Origin of the sequence: Hydrogenophaga sp., from assembly GCF_019264445.1 — a bacterium.
In the GTDB taxonomy this organism is placed as follows: Bacteria; Pseudomonadota; Gammaproteobacteria; order Burkholderiales; family Burkholderiaceae_C; genus Hydrogenophaga.
Window position 1 is genome coordinate 62,340 of sequence record NZ_JAHVAB010000025.1, and the last position, 26,491, is coordinate 88,830.

Below are 26,491 nucleotides of genomic sequence, written 5' to 3' on the forward strand. Positions count from 1 at the left end.
GCTCACAGCGCTTCTCTCCGCTTGATTTCTTTCTCGATGTCTTCCTGGATGGCGCCCCACTCGCGCAGGAAGGTGCGGCGCGTGAGCTCGAACAGGCCCAGGCCCGTGAGCGCCACCAGCGCGGCGCCCACCCAGCTGTCCACTCCATGGGCATCCAGCGGCACGCCCAGGAAGCGCAACTCCGATCCGAGCGTGGTGTTCAGCTGCAGGTGGTAGACCATTTCGATCATGGCGCCCGCGCCCAGCAGCATCACCATGGCGGTGCCGGCCAGCGCCAGGTAGCTCACCCACAGCTCGCGCAGGCGGCCAAACGCGGCGACGCGCAGGTTCATCATGATCAGGCTGGCGATACCGCCCGGCGCATACATCACCATGAACAGGAAGATGAGGCCCAGGTACAGCAACCAGGCCTTGGTGAACTCCGAGAGCAGCACAAACGCCAGCACCATGAGGATGCCGCCAATGATGGGCCCGAAGAAGAAGGTGGCGCCGCCCAGGAAGGTGAACAGCAGGTACGCGCCCGAACGCGCTGCGCCCACCACCTCGGCGGTGACGATCTCGAAGTTCAGCGCCCCCAGGCCACCCGAAATGCCGGCGAAAAAGCCCGCGATGATGAACGAGATGTAGCGCACGCGCTGGGTGTCGTAGCCCACAAACTCCACGCGCTCGGGGTTGTCGCGCACGGCGTTGAGCATGCGGCCCAGTGGCGTGCGCGTGAACGCAAACATGAGCGCGACCGAGATGAAGGTGTAGACCGCGATGAGGTAATACACCTGCACCTGCGGGCCGAAGGTGATGCCCATGAAAGGCTTGCCCACCATGCGGTCGCCCGAAACGCCGCCCTCGCCGCCAAAGAACTCGGGAATCATCAGCGAGAGCGCAAAGACGAGCTCACCCAGGCCGAGCGTGATCATCGCGAAGGTGGTACCCGACTTGCGCGTGGTGACGTAGCCGAACAGCACGGCAAAGCCCACACCCGCCAGGCCACCCACGATGGGCACCAGTGACACCGGCAACGGCAGGCTGCCGGCGCTCACGCTGTTGAGCGCGTGGATCGCCAGGAACGAGCCCAGGCCGGTGTAGACCGCGTGCCCGAAGCTGAGCATGCCGCCCTGCCCCAGCAGGATGTTGTAGGACAGGCAGGCAATGATCGCGATGCCCATTTGGGACAGCACGGTCATGGCCAGGCCACTGGTGAAGATGCGTGGCGCCACGATGAGCAGCAGCGCAAACAGGCCCCAGGTCAGCCAGCGCCCCACATTGATGGGCTTGAATGCGTAGTGTTGGGTGGTCATGGGTCAGCCTTCCCGCTTGCCGAGCAGGCCACGCGGGCGGAAGATCAGGATCAGCACGAGGAACAGGTACGGCAGGATGGGCGCGACCTGGGACAGCGTGAGCTTGACGTAAGAGTTGTTGGCCACCGCGTCGGACAGCGGCAGGCCGATCTGCTGGGCCAGCGTGAGCAGCGAATACTCGAAGGCCACCGCAAAGGTCTGGATCACGCCGATGAGCAGCGAGGCCACGAACGCGCCCGAGAGCGAGCCCATGCCGCCCACCACCACCACCACGAAAATGACCGAGCCCACCGTGGCGGCCATGGCCGGCTCGGTCAGGAAGGTGCTGCCCCCGATCACGCCGGCCAGGCCCGCCAGCGCGGAGCCCGCGCCAAACACCAGCATGAACACGCGCGGCACGTTGTGGCCGAGCGACTCCACCGCCTCGGGGTGGGTGAGCGCGGCCTGGATCACCAGGCCGATGCGGGTGCGCGTGAGCAGCAGCCAGACCGAGGCCAGCATGATCACCGCCACCAGCATCATGAAGCCGCGCGTGGCCGGGAACGGCGAGCACACAACGCGCACAGCCGCGTCGGCCGCGCTGCACATTTCAGGCGCTGCAGCACCCCAGACCAGGCGCAGGCCATCGATGGAATGGTTGATGAGCGTGAAGGCCGGGCCTTGCAGCTCGGCGGGTGGGCGGAACTCCACGGCGATGCGGCCCCAGATCAGCTGCACGAGCTCAACGATGACGTACGACAGACCGAAGGTCACCAGGAGTTCGGGCACGTGGCCGTATTTGTGCACCTTGCGCAGGCATTGGCGCTCAAACAGCGCGCCGAATGCCCCCACCACGATCGGCGCAATGAGCAGCGCAGGCCAGAAGCCCACGAACTGCGCCACCGTGTAGCCCACATAGGCCCCCAGCATGTAGAAGCTGGCGTGCGCGAAATTGAGCACACCCATCATGCTGAAGATCAGCGTGAGCCCCGAGCTCAGCATGAACAGCAGGAGCCCGTAGCTCAGCCCGTTCAGCATCGAGATGATGAAAAACTCCATTCCCTCAGACCTTCCTCATCGTTGAAAGTAAAAGAGCCCGAAACGGCACCCCGTGTCGGGCTCTTGCATCGCACTTCGCCCCATCCAGAGGCACAGCGGAACCGGCTTTGCCGGGCCGCCAGTGCCGCCCCCCGTGGGGGGTCGCGCGAAGCGCGGCGGGGGGGCTACCTCACCCCGGCCGCTTCATCTGGCAGCTGGTGGGCGTGCTCGACACATAGTTCGGGTACTCAGCCACGGGCGCCAGCGTCATACCGGTTTTCTCGGGGCTGTAGGGGTACTTGGCATCGGCCTTCTGCCACACCGACATGTACAGCGGTTGCTGCAGCTGGTGGTCGTTCTTGCGCATCTGCACTTCGCCGTTGAAGCTCTTGACCGTGAGGCCTTCCATGGCGGCCGCCACCTTCACCGGGTCGGTCGACTTGGCCTTGGCCATGGCGGCACCCAGCATTTCAAAAATGCGGATGGTGGAGCCGGTGTAGAAGTCGTCGTTGTACTTCTGGTTGAACTCCTTCATCCACTTGTCCATCTGCCCACCCATGTTGTAGTGGTTGTAGGCGATCTGGTAGACGCGGCCGGCACCGTTGGTGCCCAGGGCGGACGGCGTGCCGGTGACGCCGGCGTAGTACGTGAAGAACTTGCCGGTGTAGCCGTTTTCGTTGGCGGCCTTCACCAGCAGCGACAGGTCGGAACCCCAGTTGCCGGTGATCACGGTGTCGGCGCCAGAGGCCTTGATCTTGGCGATGTAGGGAGCGAAGTCACGCGTCTGGGCCAGCGGGTGCAGGTCTTCGCCCACCACCTGGATGTCCGGGCGCTTGCGGCCCAGGGCTTCCTTGCCGAACTTCACGACCTGGTGGCCGTGCGAGTAGTTCTGGTTCAGGAAGTACACCTTCTTGATGTCGGGCTGGGTGGCGATGAAGCTGGCCATGGCCTCCATCTTCATGGAGGTGTCGGCGTCAAAGCGGAAGTGCCAGTAGCTGCACTTGCTGTTGGTGAGGTCCGGGTCCACGGCGGAGTCGTTGAGGTACATCACCTCCTTGCCGGGGTTGCGCGCGTTGTGCTTCTCGATCGCGTCGGACAGCGCCAGCGCCACCGAAGAGCCGTTGCCCTGGATGATGTAGCGCGCACCCTGGTCGATGGCGGCCTTCAAGGCGTTCAGGCTTTCGGCCGGGCTGAGCTTGTTGTCGATGGGCGTGACCTCGAACTTCACACCGGCGGGGTTGCCCTTGCCGCTGAACTTCTCGGCAAAGAACTGGTAACCCTTGATCTGGCTCACGCCCACTGGGCCGAGCAGGCCGGTCAGGGGGTCGATGCGGATCATCTTCACGGTCTCGCCTGCCTGGGCAAACGTGGCACCAGCGGCCACCAGCATGGCGGCGCCTGCGATCATCTTCACGGTCAGCTTCATACCTATGTCTCCTTGTTGACGAATCGAATAGACGCAGCGTAAGGGCATCTGGTGCGGTGCAACGTAGGGGATTGCCCGGGCCTCTATCACGCAGGCGACAAGACGCCGCCTGATGGTGCGCTCAGACCCCTGGCAACACGTAACCCTTGAGCTGTTCGCGCAGGGTCATCTTCTGCATCTTGCCGGTGGCGCCCAGCGGGATCGCATCGACAAAGACCACGTCGTCCGGGATCTGCCACTTCGCCGTCTTGCCTTCGTAAAACGCCAGCAACTCGTCGCGCGTCACGTCGGCGCCGGGCTTCTTCACCACCACCACGATGGGGCGCTCGTCCCATTTGGGGTGCTTCATGCCGACGCAGGCGGCCATGGCCACGGCCGGGTGCGCCATGGCGATGTTCTCCACGTCAATCGAGCTGATCCACTCACCGCCCGACTTGATCACGTCCTTGCTGCGGTCGGTGATCTGCATGAAGCCGTCGGGGTCGATGGTGGCCACGTCGCCGGTGGGGAACCAGCCCTGGCCCTGCGCGTCGTAGCGCAGCGGGTCGCCGCCCTCTCCCTTGTAGTAGCTGGCAATGATCCAGGGGCCGCGCACCAGCAGGTCACCATACGCCTTGCCGTCCCAGGGGAGCTCCTCGCCCGCGTCGTCCACGATCTTCATGTCGACCCCGAACACGGCACGGCCCTGCTTGAGAAGGATCTTGTGCTGATCTTCGGCTGGCAGCGCCGTCTGCGCGTTTTTCAGCGAACACACCGTGCCCAAGGGCGACATCTCTGTCATGCCCCAGGCGTGGATCACGGCCACGCCGTACTGGTCGTTGAAGGCTTTCATCATGGCCGGCGGGCAGGCCGAGCCACCGATCACGGTGCTCTTGAGCGTGCTGAACTTCAGGTTGTTGGCCTGCAGGTGGCCCAGCAGCATCTGCCACACCGTGGGCACGCCGGCGGCCATGGTCACCTTCTCGGTCTCCAGCAGCTCGTAGATGGACTTGCCGTCCATCGCCGGGCCCGGGAACACCAGCTTGCAACCGGTGGCGGCGGCCGAGTACGGCAGGCCCCAGGCGTTGACGTGGAACATGGGCACGACCGGCAGCACGCTGTCGCGCGCGCTCAGGCTGAGGGCGTCGGGCAAAGCGGCCGTGAAGGCGTGCAGGATGGTCGAGCGGTGCGAGTACAGCGCGGCCTTGGGGTTGCCGGTGGTGCCGCTCGTGTAGCACATGCTGGAGGCGGAGTTTTCGTCAAAGGTGGGCCAGTGGTAGACGTCGGACTGGTCCGCGATCCAGGCCTCGTAGCTCTGCAGGCCGGGCAGGCCGCTGTCGGCCGGCAGCTTGTCGGCATCGCACAGCGCGATCCAGTGTTTCACGGTGGGGCATTTGGCGGCCACCGCCTTGACCAGCGGCAGGAAGGTCATGTCAAAGCAGACCACCTTGTCTTCGGCGTGGTTCACGATCCAGGTGAGCTGCTCGGGGTGCAGGCGCGGGTTGAGGGTGTGCAGCACGTGGCCGGTGCCGCTGACGCCGAAATACAGCTCCAGGTGGCGGTAGCCGTTCCAGGCCAGCGTGGCCACGCGGTCTCCGAAAGCCAGGTCCAGCCCCTTCAGCGCGTTGGCCACCCTGCGCGATCGCACGGCGATCTGCCCCCAGTTGCTGCGGTGGATGTCGCCTTCCACGCGGCGCGACACGATCTCGCCGCTGGCGTGGTGCCGCTCGGCGTGCACGATCAGCGTGGAAATCAGAAGGGGTTGGCTCTGCATTTGGCCCAGCATGGGGAGTCTCCTGTCGATGGGGTGAAAAGTGGCGTTCATCGTAGCCGTTTGAAAGCCGCCAAACCCCCGGGGTTCCACCGGGGCGATGCCGGCCATGTCCATTGCGGGACAGGGTCTGTGCACCCTGGCCGGATTGACCCTGCCCGTGGTCATGTTGCACCCCGGCGGGGACAATACGCCCTATGAACCGACCGCTCGACGAGATGGCCGCCGGCCTGGATCTGGGCCTGAACTGGCACAACCGCTTCGCCGCCCTGGGCGACGCCTTCTCCACCCGGCTGCAGCCCACGCCCCTGCCCTCGCCCCATTGGGTGGGCACGAGTCCTGCGGTGGCCGATCTCCTGGGCCTGGACCGCCAGTGGCTCGCCTCCCCCGCCGCGCTGGATGCCTTCACCGGCAACCTGGCCATCGCAGGCACGCAGCCGCTGGCCAGCGTTTACAGCGGCCACCAGTTCGGCCACTGGGCCGGGCAGCTGGGCGATGGCCGCGCCATCCTGCTGGGCGAAGTGGACACCGCCAGCGGCCCGCAGGAAGTGCAGCTCAAAGGTGCCGGACTAACGCCCTACTCCCGCATGGGCGACGGGCGCGCCGTGCTTCGCAGCTCCATCCGCGAATTTCTGTGCAGCGAAGCCATGCACGCGCTGGGCATCCCTACCAGTCGGGCGTTGTGCGTCACGGGCTCGCCCGGCCCGGTTCGCCGCGAAGAAATCGAAACCGCAGCGGTCGTCACGCGCGTGGCGCCCAGTTTCATCCGGTTCGGGCATTTCGAGCACTTCTCGCACCATGGCCTGCACGACGAACTGCGCGTGCTGGCCGACTTCGTGATCGTCCGCTACTACCCGGCCTGCCGCGATGCCACCGGCAACCCCTACGCCGCGCTGCTCGAGGCCGTGAGCGCGCGCACCGCCGAGATGGTGGCGCAATGGCAGGCCGTGGGGTTTTGCCACGGGGTGATGAACACCGACAACATGAGCATCCTGGGCCTGACCATCGACTACGGCCCGTTCCAGTTCCTCGATGCCTTCAACCCCGGCCACATCTGCAACCACAGCGACACCGGCGGGCGGTATGCGTACAACCGCCAGCCCAACATCGCCTACTGGAACCTGTTTGCGCTGGGCCAGGCGCTGCTGCCGCTCATGGACGACCAGCAGCAGGCGCTGGACGCACTGGAGCCCTACAAGGCCCTCATGCCGGCCGCGCTGCAGCGGCGCATGAACGCCAAGCTCGGCCTGGCGCAGGTGCAGGCGGGCGACGCCGAGCTGACCGAATCGCTGATGAAGCTGCTGGCGGCCGACGCGGTGGACTTCACCATCTTCTGGCGCCGCCTGAGCCGCGCGGTGGGTGGAGCAATCGAACCCGTGCGCGACCTGTTCCTGCAGCGCGAGGCGTTTGACGCCTGGGCCTTGCGCTGGCACGAGCGCCTGCACGCGCAACCCGGCTTCGATGCCGACGCCACGCAGGCACAGATGCTGCGCACCAACCCGCATGTGGTGCTGCGCAACCACCTAGGCGAAGTCGCCATCCAGCGCGCCCGGCAGGGCGATTTCAGCGAGGTGGCGCGGTTGCAAAATGCGCTGGAGCACCCATTTGAAGAAGTCGCCGGACAGGACGACCTGGCCGCCTTCCCGCCCGAATGGGCCCGCCAGATCGAAATCAGCTGTTCGTCGTGAAGCACCCGCAGCCCGGTGGTTTGCGTCATTTCAAGGAGATCCCATGAGCTTTCCCATCCAGAAAACCGAAGCCGAATGGCGCGAGGTGCTGGCCGCCAAAGGGGCTGAGGCGCGCGCCTTTGACGTGACGCGCCACGCCCACACCGAGCGCCCCTACACCGGCAAATACGAGCAGGTCTGGGCCGACGGCAGCTACCACTGCATCTGCTGCGGCAACACCCTGTTTGACGCGCACACCAAGTTCGACGCCGGTTGCGGCTGGCCGAGCTTCTCGCAGGCCGTGCCGGGCGCCATCACCGAGATCACCGACCGCAGCCATGGCATGGTGCGCGTGGAAACCGTCTGCAGCCAGTGCGGCGCGCACCTGGGCCACGTGTTCGAAGACGGCCCGGCGCCCACCGGTTTGCGTTACTGCATGAACTCCGCCTCGCTCGAACACCAACCGAAGAAGGACGCACCATGAAAGCCCGGAACATCCTCGACACCATCGGCAGCACGCCCCACGTGCGAGTGCAGCGCCTGTTCGAAGGCGCGAGCCAGCAGGTCTGGATCAAGTCCGAGCGCAGCAACCCGGGTGGCTCGATCAAGGACCGCATCGCCCTGGCCATGGTGGAAGACGCCGAACGCTCCGGCGCCCTGAAACCCGGCGGCACCATCGTGGAGCCCACCTCGGGCAACACCGGCATTGGCCTGGCCATGGTGGCGGCCGTGAAGGGCTACAAGCTCATCCTCGTCATGCCCGACAGCATGTCGGTGGAGCGCCGCCGCCTGATGCTCGCCTACGGCGCGAGCTTTGACCTCACGCCGCGTGAAAAGGGCATGAAAGGCTCGATCGCGCGCGCTGAAGAGATCGTGGCCGCCACCCCCGGCGCCTGGATGCCGCAGCAGTTCAACAACCCGGCCAACGTGGACGTGCACGTGCGCACCACGGCCGAAGAAATCGCCGCCGACTTTCCCGAAGGCCTCGACGCGATCATCACCGGCGTGGGCACGGGTGGCCACATCACCGGGGTGGCGCGTGTGCTCAAGGCGCGCTGGCCCCGGCTCAAGGTGTTTGCGGTAGAGCCCGCGGCTTCGCCCGTCATCTCCGGCGGCGCGCCCTCGCCCCACCCCATCCAGGGCATTGGCGCGGGCTTCATTCCCAACAACCTCAACACGCAGCTGCTCGACGGCGTCATCCAGGTCGACGCCGAGGCGGCGCGCGAGATGGCGCGGCGATCTGCGCGCGAAGAAGGCATGCTGGTGGGCATCTCGTCGGGCGCCACGCTGGCCGCCATCGCGCAGAAGCTGCCCGACCTGGCGCCCGATGCCGTGGTGCTCGGCTTCAACTACGACACCGGCGAACGTTATCTCTCCGTAGACGGCTTCCTGCCCGCCTGATGCCCATGAAAGACCTCAAAGACATCCGCCTGTCCATGCTCGACCTGGTGGCCCTGCGCGAAGGCAGCACCGTGGCCGACGCCCTGGCCGTCGCCCTGCGCACGGCGCAACACGCCGAGTCGCTCGGCTTCACGCGCTATTGGCTGGCCGAGCACCACAACATGAGCGGCATCGCCTGTTCGGCCACGGCCGTGCTGGTGGGCCACATCGCGGGCGGCACGAAGCGCATACGCGTGGGCTCAGGCGGCGTCATGCTGCCCAACCACGCACCGCTGGTGGTGGCCGAAGCCTTCGGCACGCTGGCCGAGCTCTACCCCGGGCGCATCGACCTGGGCCTGGGCCGCGCGCCCGGTACCGACCCGCACACCATGCGCGCGCTGCGGCGTGATCGTGTCGAAACCGAAGCCGACTTTCCGCGCGACGTGGCCGAACTCCAGCACCTGCTGGGCCCCGCCACCCCTGGCCAGCGCCTGATTGCCAACCCCGGTGCCGGCACCAATGTGCCGATCTGGCTGCTCGGCTCCAGCCTGTTCTCGGCCCGTCTGGCGGCCGACCGAGGCCTGCCGTATGCGTTCGCCTCGCACTTCGCGCCCCGGCTGCTGCTGCAGGCGCTGGACGTCTACCGCACGCACTTCCAGCCCTCGGCCACCCTGGCGGAGCCTTACGCCATCGTCGGCGTGCCGCTGATCGCGGCGCCCACCGACGAAGAAGCCGAGTTCCTGGCGAGCAGCACCTACCAGCGCGTGCTGGGCATCCTCACGGGCAAGCGCGGCCAGCTGCCGCCACCGGTGCAGGGTTTCATGCAGCGCCTGCACCCGCAGGAGCAGGCCGCCATCGCCGACTTCCTGGCCGCTGCGGTGATCGGCGGGCCAGACACCGTGCGCGAAGGCCTGCAGCAACTGGCACAAGTGACGCAGGCCGACGAGTTCATGATCGTCAGCGACCTGTTCGACCCGGCGCTGCGCCTGCGCTCGCTCACCCTGGCCGCCGAGGCGATGGCCGCGCACCCGGAGACCGCGGACGCGGCCTGACCAGGGCACCCGCGGAACCGGCGGTGCCGGGCGCTCTCTCAGACCCCGCCGCGCACCATTTGCATGACCTGCCCGGCATCCAGCGTGGCGGCTTTCTGCTGGATCTGCGGCAGGTATTGCGATTGCATCTGCTTGGCCGGGCCCAGCAGGTCCTGGAAGGTCTGCTTGAGCAAGGCCGTGCTCATCACCCGCCCGCCGCCGTAATACCGCTTGGCCACCTGGCCCAGCGCATAGGTGGTGGCAAACGAAAACGCCATGCCGGTGGCCGCACCGCCGATGCGCCCCACGGTGCGCCCGGCCGCCTTGCCCAGCAAGCCGCCCAGCAGCTTGCGGCCAAACTGCTCCAGGTACTGCGAGGTCAAGCCCACGCCCACCGCCGCAATGAACTCGCGAATATGCCCCTGGTCCAGCTCCACCCCGTGCGCCTTGCCGATGGCGTAGACCATCTTCACCTGCAAGGGAATGATCGCCATCGAGGCCCACGACTGCGGCAACAACTCCAGCGCGCCATTGAGCAGCGCGTAGTTCAGGATGGACTTGTCCAGGTCGGCGCCGGGCGCCACCGTGGCGGCCACCACTGGAGCCGCGGCGGCGGCGGTCGCTGCCACCGGCACGGCCTTGTCGGCGGCGTCCAGCACGGCATCGGCCTCGCGCTCAAAGGCCGCGACCTCACCTGCGTTGAGCTGCAGGCGGGCTTTCAGATCCGCGAGAAATGCCACCTCGGGTGGGCTTTGCCGGCCATCCGCATCGCACACGCACACGGCCATTTCGTAGGCCAGCTGGCGCTGACCGGCGTCTTGCAAACCACCCACCGCATCGGCCAGCGACACGCGCTTGAGCAACACGTCCTGGTAGAGCCGCGCCAGATCGGCGCTGCCACCCGCCGACCCGAGCGACTGGGCGAGCTGCCGAATGGATTCGCGCTCGCTGTCGGCCTTGTTGCCGTCGGCAAACGCGGCCAGCAACACGATGGAAAGAATGGACTGTTGCTCTTGAGGGGACATGCGCGGCTCACTCCTGTGAAGATGAATCGAAACGGGCGACACGATAGGGAGCCTCTTGCAGGCCCGCAAGTTCCGCAGGGCCGCCAAAGCCCCGTTTAAGGCAGCCGCCAGCCCAAGGCCGATAATCCGCGCATGCGTTTTCTCATCGACTTCTTTCCCATCGCCCTCTTTGTGGCGGCCTACAAGATGGCTGACATCTACACCGCCACGGCGGTGCTGATGGCCGCCACGGTGGTGCAGACCGGCATCATCTACGCGCTGGACCGCAAGCTGCAGACGCTGCACAAGGTGACGCTGGTGCTGGTGCTTGTGTTTGGTGCGCTCACCCTGTTCCTGCAGGACGAGCGCTTCATCAAGTGGAAGCCCACCGTGCTGTACGCGAGCATGGCCATCGTGCTGGCGGCCGCGTTGTGGATCTGGAAGAAGAACTTCCTGCAGATCCTGCTGGGCAGCCAGCTCACGCTGCCCGCCCCAGTGTGGTCCCGGTTGACCGTGGCGTGGGTGGGCTACTTTCTGTTCATGGCCGGCATCAATGCCTACGTAGCCGCTTACTACTCCACGGAAGACTGGGTGAACTTCAAGCTGTGGGGCTATGTGTTCCCGGTGATCTTCATCGTGGGCCAGGGGCTTTATATCGCGCGCTACATGAAGGACGACACGGCGGGCAAGCAACCATGAGCAGTTCTCCTGTGGTCCCGACGGCCAGCGCCATCGAGGCGTGCCTGCGCGATGCGCTGGCCCCTTCCTCCCTGGAGGTGATCGACGAAAGCTCTGCCCATGCAGGCCATTCCGGTGCCAACGGACTGGGCTACGGCACGCACTTTCGGGTGCGCATCGGCGGGCCGGCGTTTGCCGGACGCACGAGGGTCGCGCAGCACCGCCTTGTGTATGATGCGCTGCGCAATTTCACCGAGGCAGGGATGCACGCCCTGGCCATCGAAATCAAGGCCTGACAGCCCTCCCCACTCCCCCGATTCAGCCGCTACGTTCTGATACCTGTTTGCTGAAACCCTGCCTCCGGCGGCGGCTCCAACCTCTTTTCATCCCAAGGAACACCATGAAACTTTCCCTGTCGGCCCTCACCGCTGCAGCGCTCATCACGGCGGCCCCCTGGGCCCTCGCCCAGAACGTGGCCATCGTCAACGGCAAGGCCGTCCCGTCCGCCCGCCTGGCGGTGCTGGAGCAGCAGATTGCGGCCTCGGGACGCCCGGTGGACGACAACGTGCGCGCCCAGCTCAAGGAAGAAGTGGTGCTGCGCGAGATCTTCATGCAGGAAGCGCAGAAGCGCGGGATTGCCGCCACCGAGGACTACAAGAACCAGATGGAGCTGGCGCGCCAGACCATCATGATCCGCGCCCTGTTTGCGGACTACCAGAAGAAGAATCCGGTGACCGCCGCCGACGTCAAGGCCGAGTACGACAAGTTCGTGGCGGCCAACGGCGGCAAGGAATACCGCGCCCGCCACATCCTGGTGGAGCAGGAAGACGAAGCCAAGGCGATCATTGCCAGCCTCAAGAAGGGCGGCAAGTTCGAAGAGATCGCCAAGAAGCAGTCGAAGGACCCGGGGTCCGGTGCCAACGGCGGCGACCTCGACTGGGCAGCGGCGGCGAGCTACGTGCCTGAGTTCTCCGAAGCCATGGTCAAGCTCGAAAAGGGCCAGATGACGCAAGAGCCGGTGAAGACCCAGTTCGGCTGGCACATCATCCGCGTTGACGACGTACGCACCGCCGAGCTGCCCAAGCTGGAAGACATCAAGCCGCAGATCGAGCAGCAGATGCAACAGCAGAAGCTCGCCGACTTCCAGAAGTCGCTGCGCGAAAAAGCCAAGATCCAGTAAGGCCCCAGGCCTTCAGAAAAAAGCGCGGCAGGTCCGCGCTTTTTTCGTTCGTGCCAGATTCGTTCAGCGCGTCTGCACCAGCAGCCAGACCAGGCCAAGCAGCACGGGTTGGTGCAGCAGGTAGTAGGTAAGGCTCCAGCGCCCCAGGGTCACGAGCGCGCGGCGTGCGCCGCTGGCACCGGCCTGCGCCGCGCCCAGCCACTCTGGCCTTTGGCGCAGTGCCCACTGCCCGGCCGCCATGCCCCACCACATGACGCCCAACCACGGCACGAGCGGCACATAGTCTTCGGTGATCGGCTTGCGGCTGATCAGGCCGAGCCAGTTGAGCGCGGGGCCGTTGAACACCTCCAGCGCAGGCCACAGGGCGATGGCGTGTGGCGCAGCGAATTTCAGGCCGATCACCACCCCACCCAGCACCCACAGCCACGCGCCCCAGCCGGCGGTGGCGCGCACCACGATCAGCATCACCGCGATGCCGTGCAGCACGCCAAAGTAGATGAAGCTGTGCGGAAACATCAGCACCGAGCCGGCTGTGACCAGCACCGCAGCGCCAGCCACCTGCAGCCAGCGCCGCCAGAAGCGCGCCCAGTTCTGACCCTGGTGCACGGCCACCGCCTGCGACAGCCCGGCGGTGAAGAGGAACAAGCTCACGATCGCCGTGCGCTGCCAGGTCCAGAACGGGTCGCGGTAAAAGTCCGCGTCGATGAAGCCGAAAAAGTCGAGGTCGAAACAGAGGTGGTAGGCCGTCATCCACAGCATGGCGGCGGCGCGCAGCAGGTCGATGCGGTCCAGGCGCTGCGGCATGTGCCCGCCCGCCTCAGTCCACGCGGCCATGGATGCCCAGCAACAGGTCGGCCAGGGCCTGCGGTTCGCTGACCATGGGGTCGTGCCCGGTGGCCAGCTCCACCACCTGCCAGCCGGGCTCGCTGCGCACGCGCTCGCGCGATGGCGCAATGGTGGCCAGCGCAGGCGAGGTGCAGTCGATGAAGGTGCGCGGCACGGCGGCCACACGCGCCGCGTCGAAGTCCAGCACCTGCTGGTACACGCTGAAGGGTTGCGGGGTCTGGCGGCGGTTCACCCATTCGCGGTCGGCGCCTTCGAGGCCAAAGACCTGGGCATCGGGCGGCGGCAAACTCAGGCCCCCACTGGACTTCGCGGCCTCGACGCGGCCTTGCCGGGTGGCCTCCGGGTGCGGGCTGCTCCAGCTCTCGCCGGGGCGCGGCACCGAAGCGTCGAGGTACACCAGATGGGCCAGCGAGCCGGGGCGTTCGCGCTGCAGGCGGTCGGCCACACCCGTGACCACCATGCCGGCGTAGCTGTGGCCCACCAGCACCACGCGCTGCAGCTCCTCGGCCTCGATCAGGCCCAGCACGTCCTGGATGTGCGTGTGCAGGTCCACCGACGGGCTGAGCAGGTGGGCGCGCTCGCCCACGCCGGTGAGCGTGACGGCATGCGCCTGCACACCAGTGCCCCGCAGCAAGGGCAGGAGGCGCCGCCAGCACCAGGCACCATGCCAGGCGCCATGCACGAGCACGATGGCGGCCGAAGTTGCTGCAGGGCTTGGGGACATGGGCGTTCTCCGGGAGAATAACGGGCTGTTTTTCCTGGCCCGATTCTGCACGCTCCACCCCCCGCCATGCTGCCCCACCAGATCGAACTCCTCTCGCCCGCCCGCGACGCCGACATCGGCATCGAGGCGGTGAACCACGGCGCCGACGCGATCTACATCGGCGGGCCCTCGTTCGGCGCGCGCACCAGCGCCGACAACCGCGTGCAGGACATTGCCCGCGTCGCCCGACACGCCCACCGCTTCGGCAGCCGGGTGTTCGTGACCATGAACACCATCTTGCGCGACGACGAGCTCGAGCCCGCGCGCAAGCTGGCCTGGCAGCTGTACGACGCCGGCGTGGACGCGCTGATCATCCAGGACATGGGGCTGCTCGAAATCGACCTGCCGCCGATCCAGCTGCACGCCAGCACGCAGACCGACATTCGCACGCCCGAAAAAGCCCGCTTTCTGCAGGACGCAGGCTTGTCCAAGCTGGTGCTGGCGCGCGAACTCACGCTGCCGCAGATCGACGCCATCCGCGACGCGCTCGACCCCGAGCGCTGCCTGATCGAGTTCTTCATCCATGGCGCGCTGTGCGTGGCCTACAGCGGTCAGTGCTACGTGAGCCATGCGCACACCGGGCGCAGCGCCAACCGCGGTGACTGCTCGCAAGCCTGCCGCCTGCCCTATGAGGTGAAGGACAGCCAGGGCCGCATCGTCGCGCACGACAAGCACGTGCTCTCGATGAAGGACAACAACCAGAGCGACAACCTGCGCGCCCTCATCGACGCGGGCGCGCGCAGCTTCAAGATCGAAGGCCGCTACAAGGACATGGGCTACGTCAAGAACATCACCGCCCACTACCGGCGGCTGTTCGACGAGATCCTGGAAGAGCGCCCCGAACTCGCGCGCGCCTCCAGCGGTCGTTGCACGTTTTCGTTTTCCCCCGATCCGGCGCAGAACTTCAACCGCGAGTTCACCGACTACTTCGTGCAGGGCCGCCAGGAGGACATTGGCGCCTTCGACACACCCAAGAACCCGGGCCGCCCCATCGGCTGGGTGACAAAACTGGGACCGAACTTCGTGGAGCTGGAAACCGACGACCCGGCCACGGTGGTGCACAACGGCGACGGCCTGTGCTACCTGGACCTGCACAAGGAGCTGGTGGGCTTGCAGATCAACCGCGCCGAACCGGTGGGTGCACCCGGCCAGTGGCGCGTGTTCCCCAAGGACGCGATGGACGGGCTGCGCCACCTCAAGCGCGGCACGGTGATCCACCGCAACCGCGACACCAGCTGGGTGCGCGCGCTGGAGAAGAAGTCTGCCGAGCGCCGCATTGGCGCGTGGCTGCGGCTGGAAGACGCGGCCGAGGGTCTGTCGCTCACCGTCACCGACGAAGACGGCCACGTGGGCCAGGCCAGCCTGCCGTGCACGCTGGAACCCGCCAAGGACACCGCGCAAGCCACTGCCCGGCTCCGTGAGAGCCTGGCGCGCCTCGGCGAAACGGTGTTCGAGCCCATCGACGTGTCGCTGCAGCTCTCACAGCCGTGGTTTGTGCCCGCCTCCCTGCTCAACCCGCTGCGGCGCGACGCCATCGCGGCGCTTGAAGCCGCCCGGGCGCAAGCCTGGCAACGCCTGCCGCGCGCCACCCCTATCCAGCCGCCGGTGAGTTACCCGGAAGACACCCTCACCTACCTGGCCAACGTGTTCAACCACAAGGCGCGTGACTTCTACGCGAAGCACGGCGTGAAGGTCATCGCATCCGCCTACGAGAGCCACGAGGAAGACGGCGAGGTGAGCCTGATGATCACCAAGCACTGCGTGCGCTTCTCGCTCAGCCTGTGCCCCAAACAGGCCAAAGGGGTCACGGGCGTGCAGGGCACGATCCGCGCAGAGCCCATGAGCATCACGCACGGCAACGAAAAACTCACGCTGCGGTTTGACTGCAAGCCCTGCGAAATGCACGTGGTGGGTCGCATGAAGCCCGCCGTGCGGGACGAGGTGCCCAGCAGCCCGCTGAAGTTTTACCGCACGCGCCCCACACCGCAGACCGCCGCCTGAGCCAAGCGTTCAGATGTGGCCCACGATGGGCGGGGTGTGTCGCATGTGCAGCGACAGGCCGAGTGCCGCCATGTGGTTGCCGTTGCGCCCCAGGATGACCTGGCACAGCGGCAGGAACTCGGACTCTTCAAAGGCCGCGTGGCTGGTGTAGGCCGTGACCAGTGCGTGCACTTCGTGCACGTCCAGCTCGGCGTCTTGTCCCTTGGTCACGCGCTTGAGGTCTTTCTCCAGAAACTTCCAGACGCCTTCGATGATGCGGTGCTCGCGCGTCAGCCGCTCAACCATGACCTGCACACGGGCCTTTTCGGCACCGGGCTGCGCGCTGGCCAGCGCCGCCACAAACAGCTCGCGCTCCTCATCCAGGTGGTGTTCAAGGATGCCCTCACGGAACAGCGCCAGCGAGTCGGCAGCGATTCGCCGAGCGCGTGCCGCCGGCTCCATCAACGCGGGCAACTCGTCGAGGGCCCGGAGTTGTTTGAGGATGCCGACATGACTCCCCACAAAACCCTCCAGCGGGGCGGCGTCGGTCGACGGGGTGCGAATGGCGGTGGCGTCGGTGGCTTGCATCATGAAAGCCAGTGTAGGCAGCCCGGTGCGCGCGCACCTTGACGCACGTCAAACAACGCGCCGCGTCAGGCGCTCAAGCCGGCTGCGCGCCGCCGCGCAGGCGCGTGATGAGGTTCACCACCACGAGCACGAGCCCACCCGCCAGCAAGCCCGCGGCGGCGCCCGTGAGGCTGGAGACGACCGAGCCCAGCCAGCCCAGCGTGGCGGCAAAGGCTTCAATGCCGTGCCCCAGTGCCGGAATGCCGTGCACCAGGATGCCGCCGCCCACCAGGAACATGGCGGCCGTGCCCACCACCGACAGGGTCTTCATCAGCCAGGGAGCGGCCGCCAGAATGCCGCGGCCCACGCTTTGTTTCCAGGCGGCCGCCTGCCGGCTGAGGTGCAGCCCGAGGTCGTCGAGCTTGACGATGCCCGCCACCAGGCCATACACGCCTACGGTCATGATCAGCGAGATGCCCACCAGCACGGCCACGCGCTGGCCCATGCTGACCGACGCCACCGTGCCGAGGGTGATGACGATGATTTCGGCCGATAGGATGAAGTCGGTGCGCACGGCGCCCTTGATCTTGTCCTTCTCGAAGGCGACCAGATCGACGTTTTCATCGGCCAGGGCCTCCACCCGCTTTTCGTGTTGCGCGTCGTCCTCGGCCTTGTGCGGACCAAAGGCATGCCAGAGTTTTTCGGCGCCCTCGAAACACAGGAACAGCCCGCCGAGCATGAGCAAGGGCGTGATGGCCCAGGGCGCGATCACGCTGATGAGCAGCGCGCTGGGCACCAGGATCGCCTTGTTGATCAGGGAGCCCTTGGCCACCGCCCACACCACCGGCAGCTCGCGATCAGCCTTCACGCCCGTGACCTGCTGCGCATTCAGGGCCAGGTCGTCGCCCAGCACGCCAGCCGTTTTCTTGGCCGCCAGCTGCGTCATGGCCGCCACGTCGTCGGCCACCGCCGCACTTTTGCGCGCGGCCACCTTGGTCATCAGCGCAACGTCGTCCAGGATGGTGGCAATGTCGTCGATCAGCGCAAGCAAGCTGGAACCGGCCATGGTGTGGGGCTTTCAGGAAGGGGTGGCGTCTGCGCGCGGCCAGACAGGAGGAAACAGCGGGTCGTCGAGCGCAGCGCCGTCGGCCATGCGCTCGGCCAGACCGGGGAACGGCGGCGATGTGCGCCAGGGACGTGGCGCATGGCGGGCATCCTCGCCCAGATAACGGGCCGAAAACACCCGGCGCCGCTGCCCGGGCCCCACGCCGCTGGACGCGTGCAGGGCCAGCATGTGAAAGGCCACGCAGTCGCCCGGCTCCAGCGCCCAGGCCAGTTGCCGGAACCGCTCGGGCTCAGCGTCGATGGCGGGCAGTTCGGCCAGCGTGCCTTCAGGAAACCACTTGGCCTGCTGGTCGCGGAAGGTGCGCGGCATGTACCAGGTGCCTTCGTGCGAACCCGCCACGAAGCGCAACGTGCTGGCCAGAGGCACCGGGTCCACAGGGATCCAGAAGCTTACGTTCTGGCGACCGCTGACGTTGTAGTACGGCTGGTCCTGGTGCCACGGGGTGGGTTGGCGGGTGCCCGGTTCTTTCACGAGCAGGTGGTCGTGATACAGGCGCGCCGTGCGGCTCTGCATGAGCTGCGTGGCGATGTGCGGCAGGGCCGACTCGCACAGCACCTGCTGATACGCCGGGTTGTCTTGCCAGGTGCAGAAGTCTTCGACGAAGCGCCCCGGGTCGTCGGGTTCGCTGGCCACCAGCGCCAGCGGGCTCAGGTGCGCGAGGTTGTGCTCAATGCCGCGCTCCAGCAGCGCCAACTCGCCGGCATTGAACACGCCCCGCAGCACCACCGCGCCATCGGCGGCGTAGTGCTGGACCGTCGCAGCGTCCAGGTGGTGTGTGCGCGCCACGGTTACTCCTTGTGAACTCGGTTCAGCCGATCCAACGGCGCGCGTTGCGCCACAGGCGCATCCAGCCGCTGTAGGCGGACGGGTCCTGGTCGGTCCAGCTCATCTGGATGTTGCGGAACACGCGCTCGGGGTGCGGCATCATGGCCGTGAAGCGGCCGTCGGCCGTCGTCACCGCCGTGAGCCCGCCGGGGCTGCCGTTCGGGTTGAACGGGTACTGCTCGGTGGCCGCGCCCGTGTTGTCCACGAAGCGCATGGCCGCAATGGCCTTGGCCGGGTCGCCACGGTGCTTGAAGTTGGCATAGCCCTCGCCGTGCGCCACGGCAATCGGCAGGCGGCTGCCGGCCATGCCGGCCAGGAACAGGCTGGGCGACTCCAGCACCTCCACCATGGAGAGCCGCGCCTCGAAGCGCTCGCTCTGGTTGGTGGTGAAGCGGGGCCAGGCCTGGGCGCCGGGAATGATGTCGGCCAGCTCGGCAAACATCTGGCAGCCGTTGCACACGCCCAGGCCGAAGGTGTCGGTGCGGCCAAAGAAGCCCTGGAACTGCTCGGACAGCGCGGCATTGAACGTGATGCTGCGCGCCCAGCCAATGCCGGCCCCCAGGGTGTCCCCATAGCTGAAGCCACCGCAAGCCACCACGCCCTGGAAATCGGCCAGCTTCGCGCGACCGGTCTGCAGGTCGGTCATGTGCACGTCAAAGGCCTCAAAGCCTGCCTGGGTGAAGGCGTAGGCCATCTCCACATGCGAATTGACGCCCTGCTCGCGAAGGATGGCCACCTTGGGCCGCGCAAGCAAAAGCCCCGTTCGCCCTGAGCTTGTCGAAGGGCTCTGCAGATGCTGGCTGGCGAGGGCTTCGACAGGCTCAGCCCGAGCGGAGACCTCTTCAGTCGGGTCGAAAGTCAATCGCGTGTGCAGGCCTGGATCGTCCGGCAGCCCGGCCGCAGCGTGTTCGGCATCGGCGCAGGCCGGGTTGTCGCGCTGCTGGTTGATCTTCCAGCTCACGCTGTCCCACACCTGGTGCAGGTCGAACAGGCTGGCGGAGAACACCGCCTTGGTGTCGCGCCACACCTGCAGCTGGCCCTTGCCGGCGTCCATGGCCGAGCTGGCCGGGCGCGTCTTGCCCACGAAGTGGCTGTGCTTGGACAGGCCGTGCTCGCGCAGCGTCTGCATGACGGCGTTGCGCTCTTCGGTCTTCACCTGCAGCAACACACCCAGCTCTTCGCTGAACAGCGCCTTGAGGGTGAGTTCTTCGCGGCGCGCGCTCACCTGGCCCGCCCAGTTCTTCGCGTCGCCGACTTCCGCGCGGCTGTCGCTGATGCCGTCGCCCTCGGTCACGAGCAGGTCGACGTTGAGCGCCACGCCCACGTGGCCGGCAAAGGCCATCTCGGCCGCCGCGGCCAGCAGGCCGCCGTCGCTGCGGTCGTGGTACGCCAGGATCTGGCCGTTGGCGCGCAGCGCATTGACCGCGTTGACCAGGTTGAGCAGGTCTTTCGGATCGTCGAGGTCAGGCACCTCGCCACCGCCCTGCCCCAGCGCCTGGGCCAGCACGCTGCCACCCATGCGGTGGCGGCCCTTGCCCAGGTCGATCAGCACGAGGGTGGTGTCTTCGATCTGGCTGTCGAGCTGCGGCGTGAGCGTGCCGCGCACGTCGGCCAGCGTGGCGAACGCGCTCACGACCAGGCTCACCGGCGAGGTGACCTTCTTCGTCTCGCCGCCTTCCTTCCACTGCGTGCGCATGGACAGGCTGTCCTTGCCCACGGGAATCGAAATGCCCAGCGCCGGGCACAGCTCCATGCCCACGGCTTTCACGGTGTCGTACAGCGCGGCGTCTTCGCCGGGCTCGCCACACGCGGCCATCCAGTTGGCGGAGAGCTTCACGCGCAGGAGCTCGATGGGCGCGGCCAGCAGGTTGGTGATGGCTTCGGCCACCGCCATGCGCCCGGAAGCGGCTGCGTCGATGGCGGCCAGCGGCGTGCGCTCGCCCATGCTCATGGCCTCGCCCGCGAAGCCCTTGAAGTCGGCCAGCGTCACGGCGCAGTCGGCCACCGGCACCTGCCAGGGGCCCACCATCTGGTCGCGGTGGCTCAGGCCACCCACCGTGCGGTCGCCGATGGTGATGAGGAAGCGCTTGGACGCCACGGTCGGGTGGCTGAGCACGTCGATCACGGCCTTTTGCAGGTTCACGCCCGTGAGGTCCAGCGGCGCAGGCTGGCGTGGCACCGACTTCACATCGCGGTGCATCTTGGGCGGCTTGCCCAGCAGCACGTTCATCGGCATGTCGACGGCGTTTTCCGTCTGTGCCAAGCCCGTCGCTGTTCCCGCTGAGCCTGTCGCCGTTCCTGCTGAGCCCTTCTCCGTTCGGGCTGAGCCTGTCGAAGCCCCCGCCAGGGTGTTGGTGAGCCCTTCGACAGGCTCCGGGCGAACGGAGGTCGCGTCCGTGCGAACGGGTGCATCTGCCAGCACCAGGTGCCGCTCTTCCGTGGCCACGCCAATCACCGCAAACGGGCAGCGCTCGCGCTCGCAGAAACCTTTGAACACCTCCAGCGATTCGGGGGCGATGGCCAGGACGTAGCGCTCCTGGCTTTCGTTGCACCAGATTTCCTTGGGCGCCAGGCCGCTTTCTTCCAGCGGCACGGCGCGCAGGTCAAAGCGTGCACCGCGGCCTGCGTCGTTGGTGAGCTCGGGGAAGGCGTTGGACAGGCCGCCCGCACCCACGTCGTGGATGGCCAGAATGGGGTTGTTCGCGCCTTGCTGCCAGCAGTGGTTGATGACCTCCTGCGCGCGGCGCTCGATCTCGGGGTTGCCGCGCTGCACGGAGTCGAAGTCGAGCGAGGCGGCGTTGGTGCCGGTGGCCATCGAGCTGGCTGCGCTGCCGCCCATGCCGATCTTCATGCCCGGGCCGCCGAGCTGGATGAGCAGCGAGCCGGCGGGGAATTCGATCTTCTTCGTCTGCCCGGCATCGATCACGCCCACGCCGCCGGCGATCATGATGGGCTTGTGGTAGCCCCGTTGCACACCGTCCACCGCGAGTTCGTATTCGCGGAAGTAGCCCAGCAGGTTGGGCCGGCCAAACTCGTTGTTGAAGGCCGCGCCACCCAGCGGGCCCTCGGTCATGATTTGCAGCGGGCTGGCGATGTGCTCGGGCTTGCCGCCGGGCTGGTCGCTCAGGCCGCCCCAGAGCTTGCCGACGGTGAACCCGGTGAGACCGGCCTTGGGCTTGGAGCCACGGCCGGTGGCGCCTTCGTCGCGAATCTCGCCGCCCGCGCCGGTGGAAGCGCCGGGGAATGGGGAAATCGCGGTGGGATGGTTGTGCGTTTCCACCTTCATCAGCACGTGGTGCGTGGCGGTTTCCGACGCATAGGCGGGGGCGGATGGGCCACCGGCGCGCGCCACGAATCGCTCGACCACGCTGCCTTCCATGATGGACGCGTTGTCCGAATAGGCCACCACCGTGTGCTGGGGTGCCAGCTGGTGCGTGTGGCGGATCATGCCGAAGAGGCTCTTGTCCTGGGCCACACCGTCAATGGTGAACTGCGCGTTGAAGATCTTGTGGCGGCAGTGTTCGCTGTTGGCCTGCGCGAACATCATCAGCTCGACGTCGGTCGGGTTGCGCTGCAGGCCGTTGAAGGCGTTCACCAGGTAGTCGATCTCGTCATCGGCCAGGGCCAGGCCCCAGTCGGTGTTGGCGCGCTCCAGCGCGGCGCGGCCGCCACCCAGCACATCCACCTGCTCCATGGGGGCGGGGTGCAGTTCGGTGAACAGGGCCTGGGCCTGCGTGCGGTCGAGCGAGACGTTTTCCGTCATGCGGTCGTGCAGCAGGTCGGCCACAGCGCGCAACTGATCTGGCGACAGGCTGGCCTTGCCGAGCAGCCCGGACTTGAGGCCCAGTCGAAACTCCACCAAGCGCTCGACCCGGTGCAGCGCCAGGCCGCAGTTGTGGGCGATGTCGGTGGCCTTGGAGGCCCAGGGCGAGACGGTGCCCAGCCGGGGCATCACCAGCAGGGCAGGTGCGCCAGCGGCTTCCAGCTGCTGGTGCGCCGGGGTGCAGGGCTCGCCGTAGGTCAGCAGCTCGCCCACGCGCTGCAGCGTGGCGGCGTCGGGTTCGCCGTCAAAGCCCGCCAGGTGCACAAAGCGGGCCGAGAGGCTGGTAATTTTTTCGGAAATGCCCGCGAGGCGGGGCAGGAGCTGCTGGACTTTGAAGTCGCTGACGGCGTTGCCGCCTTCAAAAAAGCGCAGGTGCAGGGACACGTTGGGAGCCTGAGGTGCGTTGACCCGGCGGCGCCGGGTGGAAAACGCAGGATTTTACCCGGCCGCCCCCATGGCCTTGGCTCGGAAAGCACCGTCCGCAGGGGCGCGATGGGATAATCGCGCCCCATGAGCATCACCTACAAAGACGCTGCCGGCATTGCAGGCATGCGCACCGCCTGCCGCCTGGCATCCGAAGTGCTGGACTACCTCACGCCGCTGATCCAGCCGGGCGTCACCACGCTGGAGATCGACCGGCTCGCGGCCGACTACATGAAGCAGCAGGGCACGGTTTCGGCCACCATCGGCTACCAGCCTAGCGGCTACCCGCCCTACCCCGGCCACCTGTGCACCTCCATCAACCAAGTGGTATGCCACGGCATTCCCAACGAGAAGCCGCTCAAGAAGGGCGACATCCTCAACGTCGACGTGACGGTGATCAAGGACGGCTGGTACGGCGACAACAGCCGCATGTTCCTCATTGGAGGCGAAGCCGCCTGCTCGGTGCAGGCGCGCCGCCTGACGCAGGTGACCTATGAAGCCATGTGGAAGGGCATCGTCATGGTGCGCCCCGGCATTCGCCTGGGCGACATCGGCCACGCCATCCAGACCTTTGCCGAGGGCAACGGCTTTTCGGTGGTGCGCGAGTTCTGCGGCCACGGCATCGGGCAGAAGTTCCACGAAGACCCGCAGGTGCTGCACTACGGCCGCCCGGGCACGCTCGAAGAGCTCAAGCCGGGCATGACCTTCACCATCGAGCCCATGATCAACGCCGGCAAGCGCGACATCAAGGAAATGGGCGACGGCTGGACCATCGTCACGCGCGACCGCTCGCTGTCTGCGCAGTGGGAACACACCGTGCTGGTCACCGAGACCGGCTACGAAGTGCTCACGCTGTCGGCCGGCAGCCTGCCCGCGCCTGCATTCGTGACCGCCACCACCCCCGAGCTCGCCTGAAGCCATGGTGCCGGCGCCAGCACCCGCCGGGCACGACCTCGGCACCCTTCGACTTCAATACCGCAACGACAAGGCCGCGCTCATGGCGCAGCTCGGCGTGCAGGGCTCGTCCACGCGCGGCGTGCGCAAGGCGCTGCAACAACTCTCCCGCCTGACCGACCAGACGCTGCGAGAGTTGTGGTCCATGGCCGGTTTCGGCCCGGGCTTCTCGCTCATTGCCGTGGGCGGCTTTGGCCGCGGTGAGCTGTTCCCGTTTTCCGATGTGGACGTGCTGGTGCTGCTGCCCGACGGCAGCCAGCCCGACCACGACGCCACCCTCAAGGCCCGGCTGGAGGGCTTCATCGGTGCTTGCTGGGACCTGGGCCTGGAAATTGGTTCGAGCGTGCGCACGGCGGCTGATTGCGTGGCCGAGGCCGAAAAAGACGTGACGGTGCAGACCTCGCTGCTCGAATGCAGGCTGATTGCGGGCAGCAAGAACGCCTTCGCGAGCCTGGTGAGCCAGCTCGCCGAGGCCATGGACCCCAAAGCGTTCTTTGTGGCCAAGACACTGGAAATGCGCCAGCGCCACACCAAGTTCGAAGACACCCCCTACTCGCTCGAACCCAACTGCAAGGAGTCGCCGGGCGGCCTGCGCGACCTGCAGATCATCCTGTGGGTGGCCAAGGCCGCGGGCCTGGGCCGCAGCTGGGACGAGCTGGCACGCAAGGGCCTGGCCACGCCGCTGGAGGCGCGGCAGATCAAGGCCAACGAAGCGCTGCTCAGCCTGATTCGTGCGCGCCTGCACCTGCTGGCCAACCGGCGCGAAGACCGCCTGGTGTTTGACCTGCAGACCGCGGTGGCGGAGTCGTTTGGTTTCAAGGCGCAGGTGCCTGCCGTGATCACGCCCGGCACACCGGGTGCAGCGCACGTGGCACCCACCGCGCGCGGCACGCGCCGCGCCAGCGAAGCGCTCATGAAGCGCTACTACTGGGCGGCCAAGGCCGTCACGCAGCTCAACCAGATCCTGCTGCTCAACATCCAGGAGCGCCTGCAGAGCGACGTGCCCGGCGTGGACCGGTTGCGCCCGCTCAACGATCGCTTCTTCGACAAGGGCGGCATGCTCGAGGTCGCCAGCGACAACCTGTATGTGCAGCAGCCGCACGCGATCCTGGAGACCTTCCACCTGTACCAGACCACAGTGGGCATCAAGGGCCTGTCGGCACGCACGCTGCGCGCGCTGTACAACGCCCGCCCGGTGATGAACGCGCGCTTTCGCGCCGATCCGGTCAACCGCGCCCAGTTCCTGAAGATCCTGCAGGAGCCAGAGGGCATCACGCACGCCATGCGCCTGATGAACCAGACGTCTGTGCTCGGGCGCTACCTCTGGGTGTTCCGCCACATCGTGGGCCAGATGCAGCACGACCTGTTCCACGTCTACACGGTGGACCAGCACATCCTGATGGTGCTGCGCAACATGCGCCGCTTCTTCATTGCCGAGCACTCGCACGAATACCCGTTCTGCTCGCAGCTGGCCGCCGGGTGGGACAAGCCCTGGATCCTCTACATCGCCGCGCTCTTCCACGACATCGCCAAAGGGCGCGGTGGCGACCACTCCGACCTGGGTGCGAGCGACGTGCGCACCTTCTGCCACCAGCACGGCATCGAACGCGAAGACACACGGCTCATCCAGTTCCTGGTGGCCGAGCACCTGACCATGAGCCGCATGGCGCAGAAGGAAGACCTGAGCGACCCCGACGTGATCGCGGCTTTCGCCAAGCGCGTGGGCAACGAGCGCTACCTCACCGCCCTGTATTTGCTCACCGTCGCCGACATTCGCGGCACCAGCCCCAAGGTGTGGAATGCGTGGAAGGGCAAGCTGCTCGAAGACCTGTACCGCTACACGCTGCGCGCGCTGGGTGGCCGGGCACCCGACCCGGGCGCGGTGATCGAAGGCCGCAAGCGCGAAGCGCTGTCCATGCTGGCGCTGCACGCCCTGCCCCACCAGGCGCACAAGGCGCTGTGGGACACGCTGGATGTGAGCTACTTCATGCGCCACCAGGCCGACGAGATCGCGTGGCACACGCGCGTGCTCTCCAAGCAGATGGCTCAGACCGCGAGCAAGGCAGCCGCCCGCCCCGAGGGCGACACCCAGCCTGTGATCGACAAGTGCATCGTGCGTGCGCGCATCTCACCCGAGGGCGAAGGCCTGCAGGTGCTGGTGTACGCGCCCGACCAGAACGACCTGTTCGTGCGCATCTGCGGGTACTTCGACAGCTCGCACTTCAGCATCCTGGACGCGCGGGTGCACACCACGCTGACGGGCCATGCACTGGACACCTTCCAGGTGGTCGCGCCGAGCATGTCGGAGCACTACCGCGAACTCATCGCGATGGTCGAGAACAACCTCGCGCAGACCATCGACGAGCGCGGCCCGCTGCCCACCCCCGCCAAGGGCCGGCTCTCGCGCCGTGTGAAGAGTTTCCCGGTCACGCCGCGCGTGGACCTGCGCCCGGATGAGAAGGCCCAGCGCTGGCTGCTCTCCGTTTCGGCCAGCGACCGCGCGGGCCTGCTCTACGGCATCACGCGGGTGCTGGCCCGCTATGAAATCAACGTGCAGCTCGCCAAGGTGACCACGCTCGGCGAGCGGGTCGAAGACACGTTCCTGATCAGCGGTGCGCAGCTGCAGATGAACAAGCGCCAGATCGAGATCGAGACCGAGTTGCTGGAAACGCTGGAGGGCTGAGGGGCGTTCCCCGGTCACTCCGGTCATCGGCAGCCAGGGGCACCGCTCCGCGACTGTCCTCCGAGTCGGCTTC

At 66.9% G+C, this 26,491-nt stretch carries 21 protein-coding genes; 10 read left to right on the forward strand and 11 right to left on the reverse strand.

Going from position 1 to position 26,491, the window contains the following annotated elements; genetic code table 11:
- Positions 1-2: 2 nt before the first annotated feature.
- The 4 genes from KXJ60_RS03420 to KXJ60_RS03435 form a co-directional block, all read right to left on the reverse strand.
- The gene (locus tag KXJ60_RS03420) at positions 3-1,295 is read right to left on the reverse strand and encodes a branched-chain amino acid ABC transporter permease (RefSeq protein WP_291124124.1); all 1,293 of its coding nucleotides are present in this window, start codon (positions 1,293-1,295) and stop codon (positions 3-5) included.
- A gap of 3 nt (positions 1,296-1,298) precedes the next feature.
- Positions 1,299-2,333 carry a branched-chain amino acid ABC transporter permease gene (locus KXJ60_RS03425; protein WP_291124126.1) on the reverse strand — a complete coding sequence of 345 codons (1,035 nt, stop codon included), beginning with the start codon at positions 2,331-2,333 and terminating at the stop codon, positions 1,299-1,301.
- Positions 2,334-2,502: 169 nt separating this feature from the next.
- Positions 2,503-3,738: a branched-chain amino acid ABC transporter substrate-binding protein gene (locus KXJ60_RS03430; protein WP_291124129.1), complete on the reverse strand. Its 1,236-nt coding sequence runs from the start codon at positions 3,736-3,738 to the stop codon at positions 2,503-2,505.
- Between the two features lie 121 nt (positions 3,739-3,859).
- Positions 3,860-5,503 carry a 3-(methylthio)propionyl-CoA ligase gene (locus tag KXJ60_RS03435; RefSeq protein WP_291124131.1) on the reverse strand — a complete coding sequence of 548 codons (1,644 nt, stop codon included), beginning with the start codon at positions 5,501-5,503 and terminating at the stop codon, positions 3,860-3,862.
- 182 nt (positions 5,504-5,685) lie between these two features.
- Here KXJ60_RS03435 and KXJ60_RS03440 point away from each other — a divergent pair, with 182 nt between their 5' ends.
- The 4 genes from KXJ60_RS03440 to KXJ60_RS03455 are packed head-to-tail and all read left to right on the forward strand — an operon-like array spanning position 5,686 to position 9,587.
- Entirely contained in the window at positions 5,686-7,176 is a 1,491-nt protein-coding gene (locus KXJ60_RS03440) for a protein adenylyltransferase SelO (protein WP_291124133.1), read from the forward strand.
- A gap of 43 nt (positions 7,177-7,219) precedes the next feature.
- Entirely contained in the window at positions 7,220-7,639 is a 420-nt protein-coding gene (gene msrB, locus KXJ60_RS03445) for a peptide-methionine (R)-S-oxide reductase MsrB (RefSeq protein ID WP_291124135.1), read from the forward strand.
- Complete coding sequence (gene cysK / locus KXJ60_RS03450; RefSeq protein WP_291124137.1) at positions 7,636-8,556, forward strand: cysteine synthase A; 921 nt, start codon at positions 7,636-7,638, stop codon at positions 8,554-8,556. Before msrB ends, cysK begins: the two co-directional genes overlap by 4 nt.
- 5 nt (positions 8,557-8,561) lie before the next feature.
- Entirely contained in the window at positions 8,562-9,587 is a 1,026-nt protein-coding gene (locus KXJ60_RS03455) for an LLM class flavin-dependent oxidoreductase (RefSeq protein ID WP_291124140.1), read from the forward strand.
- 38 nt (positions 9,588-9,625) lie between these two features.
- Here KXJ60_RS03455 and KXJ60_RS03460 read toward each other — a convergent pair whose 3' ends face one another.
- Positions 9,626-10,831, reverse strand: a complete 1,206-nt coding sequence (locus KXJ60_RS03460) for a DUF533 domain-containing protein (protein WP_291124166.1) — start codon at positions 10,829-10,831, stop codon at positions 9,626-9,628.
- Between KXJ60_RS03460 and KXJ60_RS03465 the strand changes: the two genes are divergently transcribed.
- The 3 genes from KXJ60_RS03465 (at position 10,724) to KXJ60_RS03475 (ending at position 12,428) form a co-directional block, all read left to right on the forward strand.
- Positions 10,724-11,269 carry a septation protein A gene (locus KXJ60_RS03465; protein WP_291124142.1) on the forward strand — a complete coding sequence of 182 codons (546 nt, stop codon included), beginning with the start codon at positions 10,724-10,726 and terminating at the stop codon, positions 11,267-11,269. The genes KXJ60_RS03460 and KXJ60_RS03465 overlap by 108 nt on opposite strands.
- On the forward strand, positions 11,266-11,544 hold the full coding sequence (locus KXJ60_RS03470; RefSeq protein WP_291124144.1) for a BolA family protein: 279 nt from the start codon (positions 11,266-11,268) through the stop codon (positions 11,542-11,544). Before KXJ60_RS03465 ends, KXJ60_RS03470 begins: the two co-directional genes overlap by 4 nt.
- Positions 11,545-11,648: 104 nt before the next feature.
- A complete protein-coding gene (locus tag KXJ60_RS03475) occupies positions 11,649-12,428 on the forward strand; it encodes a peptidylprolyl isomerase (RefSeq protein WP_291124146.1) in 780 nt (259 codons plus the stop codon).
- A 63-nt stretch (positions 12,429-12,491) separates the two neighbouring features.
- Here KXJ60_RS03475 and KXJ60_RS03480 read toward each other — a convergent pair whose 3' ends face one another.
- The gene (locus KXJ60_RS03480) at positions 12,492-13,262 is read right to left on the reverse strand and encodes a heparan-alpha-glucosaminide N-acetyltransferase (RefSeq protein WP_291124148.1); all 771 of its coding nucleotides are present in this window, start codon (positions 13,260-13,262) and stop codon (positions 12,492-12,494) included.
- A complete protein-coding gene (locus tag KXJ60_RS03485) occupies positions 13,246-13,998 on the reverse strand; it encodes an alpha/beta fold hydrolase (protein WP_291124150.1) in 753 nt (250 codons plus the stop codon). The genes KXJ60_RS03480 and KXJ60_RS03485 overlap by 17 nt, the downstream gene beginning before the upstream one ends.
- Positions 13,999-14,064: 66 nt before the next feature.
- Here KXJ60_RS03485 and KXJ60_RS03490 point away from each other — a divergent pair, with 66 nt between their 5' ends.
- On the forward strand, positions 14,065-16,038 hold the full coding sequence (locus tag KXJ60_RS03490) for a U32 family peptidase (protein WP_291124152.1): 1,974 nt from the start codon (positions 14,065-14,067) through the stop codon (positions 16,036-16,038).
- 9 nt (positions 16,039-16,047) lie between these two features.
- Here the strand turns inward: KXJ60_RS03490 and KXJ60_RS03495 are convergent, their stop codons facing one another.
- The 4 genes from KXJ60_RS03495 to purL all read right to left on the reverse strand — a co-directional run bounded on the left by KXJ60_RS03495 (position 16,048) and on the right by purL (position 22,742).
- Positions 16,048-16,608 carry a hemerythrin domain-containing protein gene (locus KXJ60_RS03495; protein WP_291124154.1) on the reverse strand — a complete coding sequence of 187 codons (561 nt, stop codon included), beginning with the start codon at positions 16,606-16,608 and terminating at the stop codon, positions 16,048-16,050.
- 70 nt (positions 16,609-16,678) lie between these two features.
- A complete protein-coding gene (locus KXJ60_RS03500; RefSeq protein ID WP_291124156.1) occupies positions 16,679-17,650 on the reverse strand; it encodes a DUF808 domain-containing protein in 972 nt (323 codons plus the stop codon).
- 12 nt (positions 17,651-17,662) lie between these two features.
- Positions 17,663-18,496, reverse strand: coding sequence for a phytanoyl-CoA dioxygenase family protein (locus KXJ60_RS03505; RefSeq protein ID WP_291124158.1), 834 nt, complete (start codon positions 18,494-18,496; stop codon positions 17,663-17,665).
- Positions 18,497-18,518: 22 nt separating this feature from the next.
- Complete coding sequence (purL, locus tag KXJ60_RS03510) at positions 18,519-22,742, reverse strand: phosphoribosylformylglycinamidine synthase (RefSeq protein ID WP_291124159.1); 4,224 nt, start codon at positions 22,740-22,742, stop codon at positions 18,519-18,521.
- A 126-nt stretch (positions 22,743-22,868) separates the two neighbouring features.
- On the opposite strand from purL, the gene map reads away from it, so the two are divergent.
- Complete coding sequence (map, locus tag KXJ60_RS03515) at positions 22,869-23,696, forward strand: type I methionyl aminopeptidase (protein ID WP_291124160.1); 828 nt, start codon at positions 22,869-22,871, stop codon at positions 23,694-23,696.
- Between the two features lie 4 nt (positions 23,697-23,700).
- Positions 23,701-26,418 carry a [protein-PII] uridylyltransferase gene (locus KXJ60_RS03520; RefSeq protein ID WP_291124162.1) on the forward strand — a complete coding sequence of 906 codons (2,718 nt, stop codon included), beginning with the start codon at positions 23,701-23,703 and terminating at the stop codon, positions 26,416-26,418.
- Positions 26,419-26,491: the final 73 nt, after the last annotated feature.

Excerpts from the sequence above, each read along its gene's own strand:
- KXJ60_RS03455 (WP_291124140.1), top strand. The coding sequence starts at position 8,562 with ATGAAAGACCTCAAAGACATCCGCCTGTCCATGCTCGACCTGGTGGCC.
- KXJ60_RS03490 (WP_291124152.1), top strand. The coding sequence starts at position 14,065 with ATGCTGCCCCACCAGATCGAACTCCTCTCGCCCGCCCGCGACGCCGAC.
- KXJ60_RS03435 (WP_291124131.1), bottom strand. The coding sequence starts at position 5,503 with ATGCTGGGCCAAATGCAGAGCCAACCCCTTCTGATTTCCACGCTGATC.
- KXJ60_RS03475 (WP_291124146.1), top strand. The coding sequence starts at position 11,649 with ATGAAACTTTCCCTGTCGGCCCTCACCGCTGCAGCGCTCATCACGGCG.
- KXJ60_RS03430 (WP_291124129.1), bottom strand. The coding sequence starts at position 3,738 with ATGAAGCTGACCGTGAAGATGATCGCAGGCGCCGCCATGCTGGTGGCC.
- KXJ60_RS03470 (WP_291124144.1), top strand. The coding sequence starts at position 11,266 with ATGAGCAGTTCTCCTGTGGTCCCGACGGCCAGCGCCATCGAGGCGTGC.
- KXJ60_RS03420 (WP_291124124.1), bottom strand. The coding sequence starts at position 1,295 with ATGACCACCCAACACTACGCATTCAAGCCCATCAATGTGGGGCGCTGG.
- KXJ60_RS03495 (WP_291124154.1), bottom strand. The coding sequence starts at position 16,608 with ATGATGCAAGCCACCGACGCCACCGCCATTCGCACCCCGTCGACCGAC.
- map (WP_291124160.1), top strand. The coding sequence starts at position 22,869 with ATGAGCATCACCTACAAAGACGCTGCCGGCATTGCAGGCATGCGCACC.
- KXJ60_RS03480 (WP_291124148.1), bottom strand. The coding sequence starts at position 13,262 with ATGGCCGCGTGGACTGAGGCGGGCGGGCACATGCCGCAGCGCCTGGAC.
- KXJ60_RS03465 (WP_291124142.1), top strand. The coding sequence starts at position 10,724 with ATGCGTTTTCTCATCGACTTCTTTCCCATCGCCCTCTTTGTGGCGGCC.
- KXJ60_RS03500 (WP_291124156.1), bottom strand. The coding sequence starts at position 17,650 with ATGGCCGGTTCCAGCTTGCTTGCGCTGATCGACGACATTGCCACCATC.
- KXJ60_RS03485 (WP_291124150.1), bottom strand. The coding sequence starts at position 13,998 with ATGTCCCCAAGCCCTGCAGCAACTTCGGCCGCCATCGTGCTCGTGCAT.
- cysK (WP_291124137.1), top strand. The coding sequence starts at position 7,636 with ATGAAAGCCCGGAACATCCTCGACACCATCGGCAGCACGCCCCACGTG.
- KXJ60_RS03520 (WP_291124162.1), top strand. The coding sequence starts at position 23,701 with ATGGTGCCGGCGCCAGCACCCGCCGGGCACGACCTCGGCACCCTTCGA.
- msrB (WP_291124135.1), top strand. The coding sequence starts at position 7,220 with ATGAGCTTTCCCATCCAGAAAACCGAAGCCGAATGGCGCGAGGTGCTG.
- KXJ60_RS03440 (WP_291124133.1), top strand. The coding sequence starts at position 5,686 with ATGAACCGACCGCTCGACGAGATGGCCGCCGGCCTGGATCTGGGCCTG.
- KXJ60_RS03425 (WP_291124126.1), bottom strand. The coding sequence starts at position 2,333 with ATGGAGTTTTTCATCATCTCGATGCTGAACGGGCTGAGCTACGGGCTC.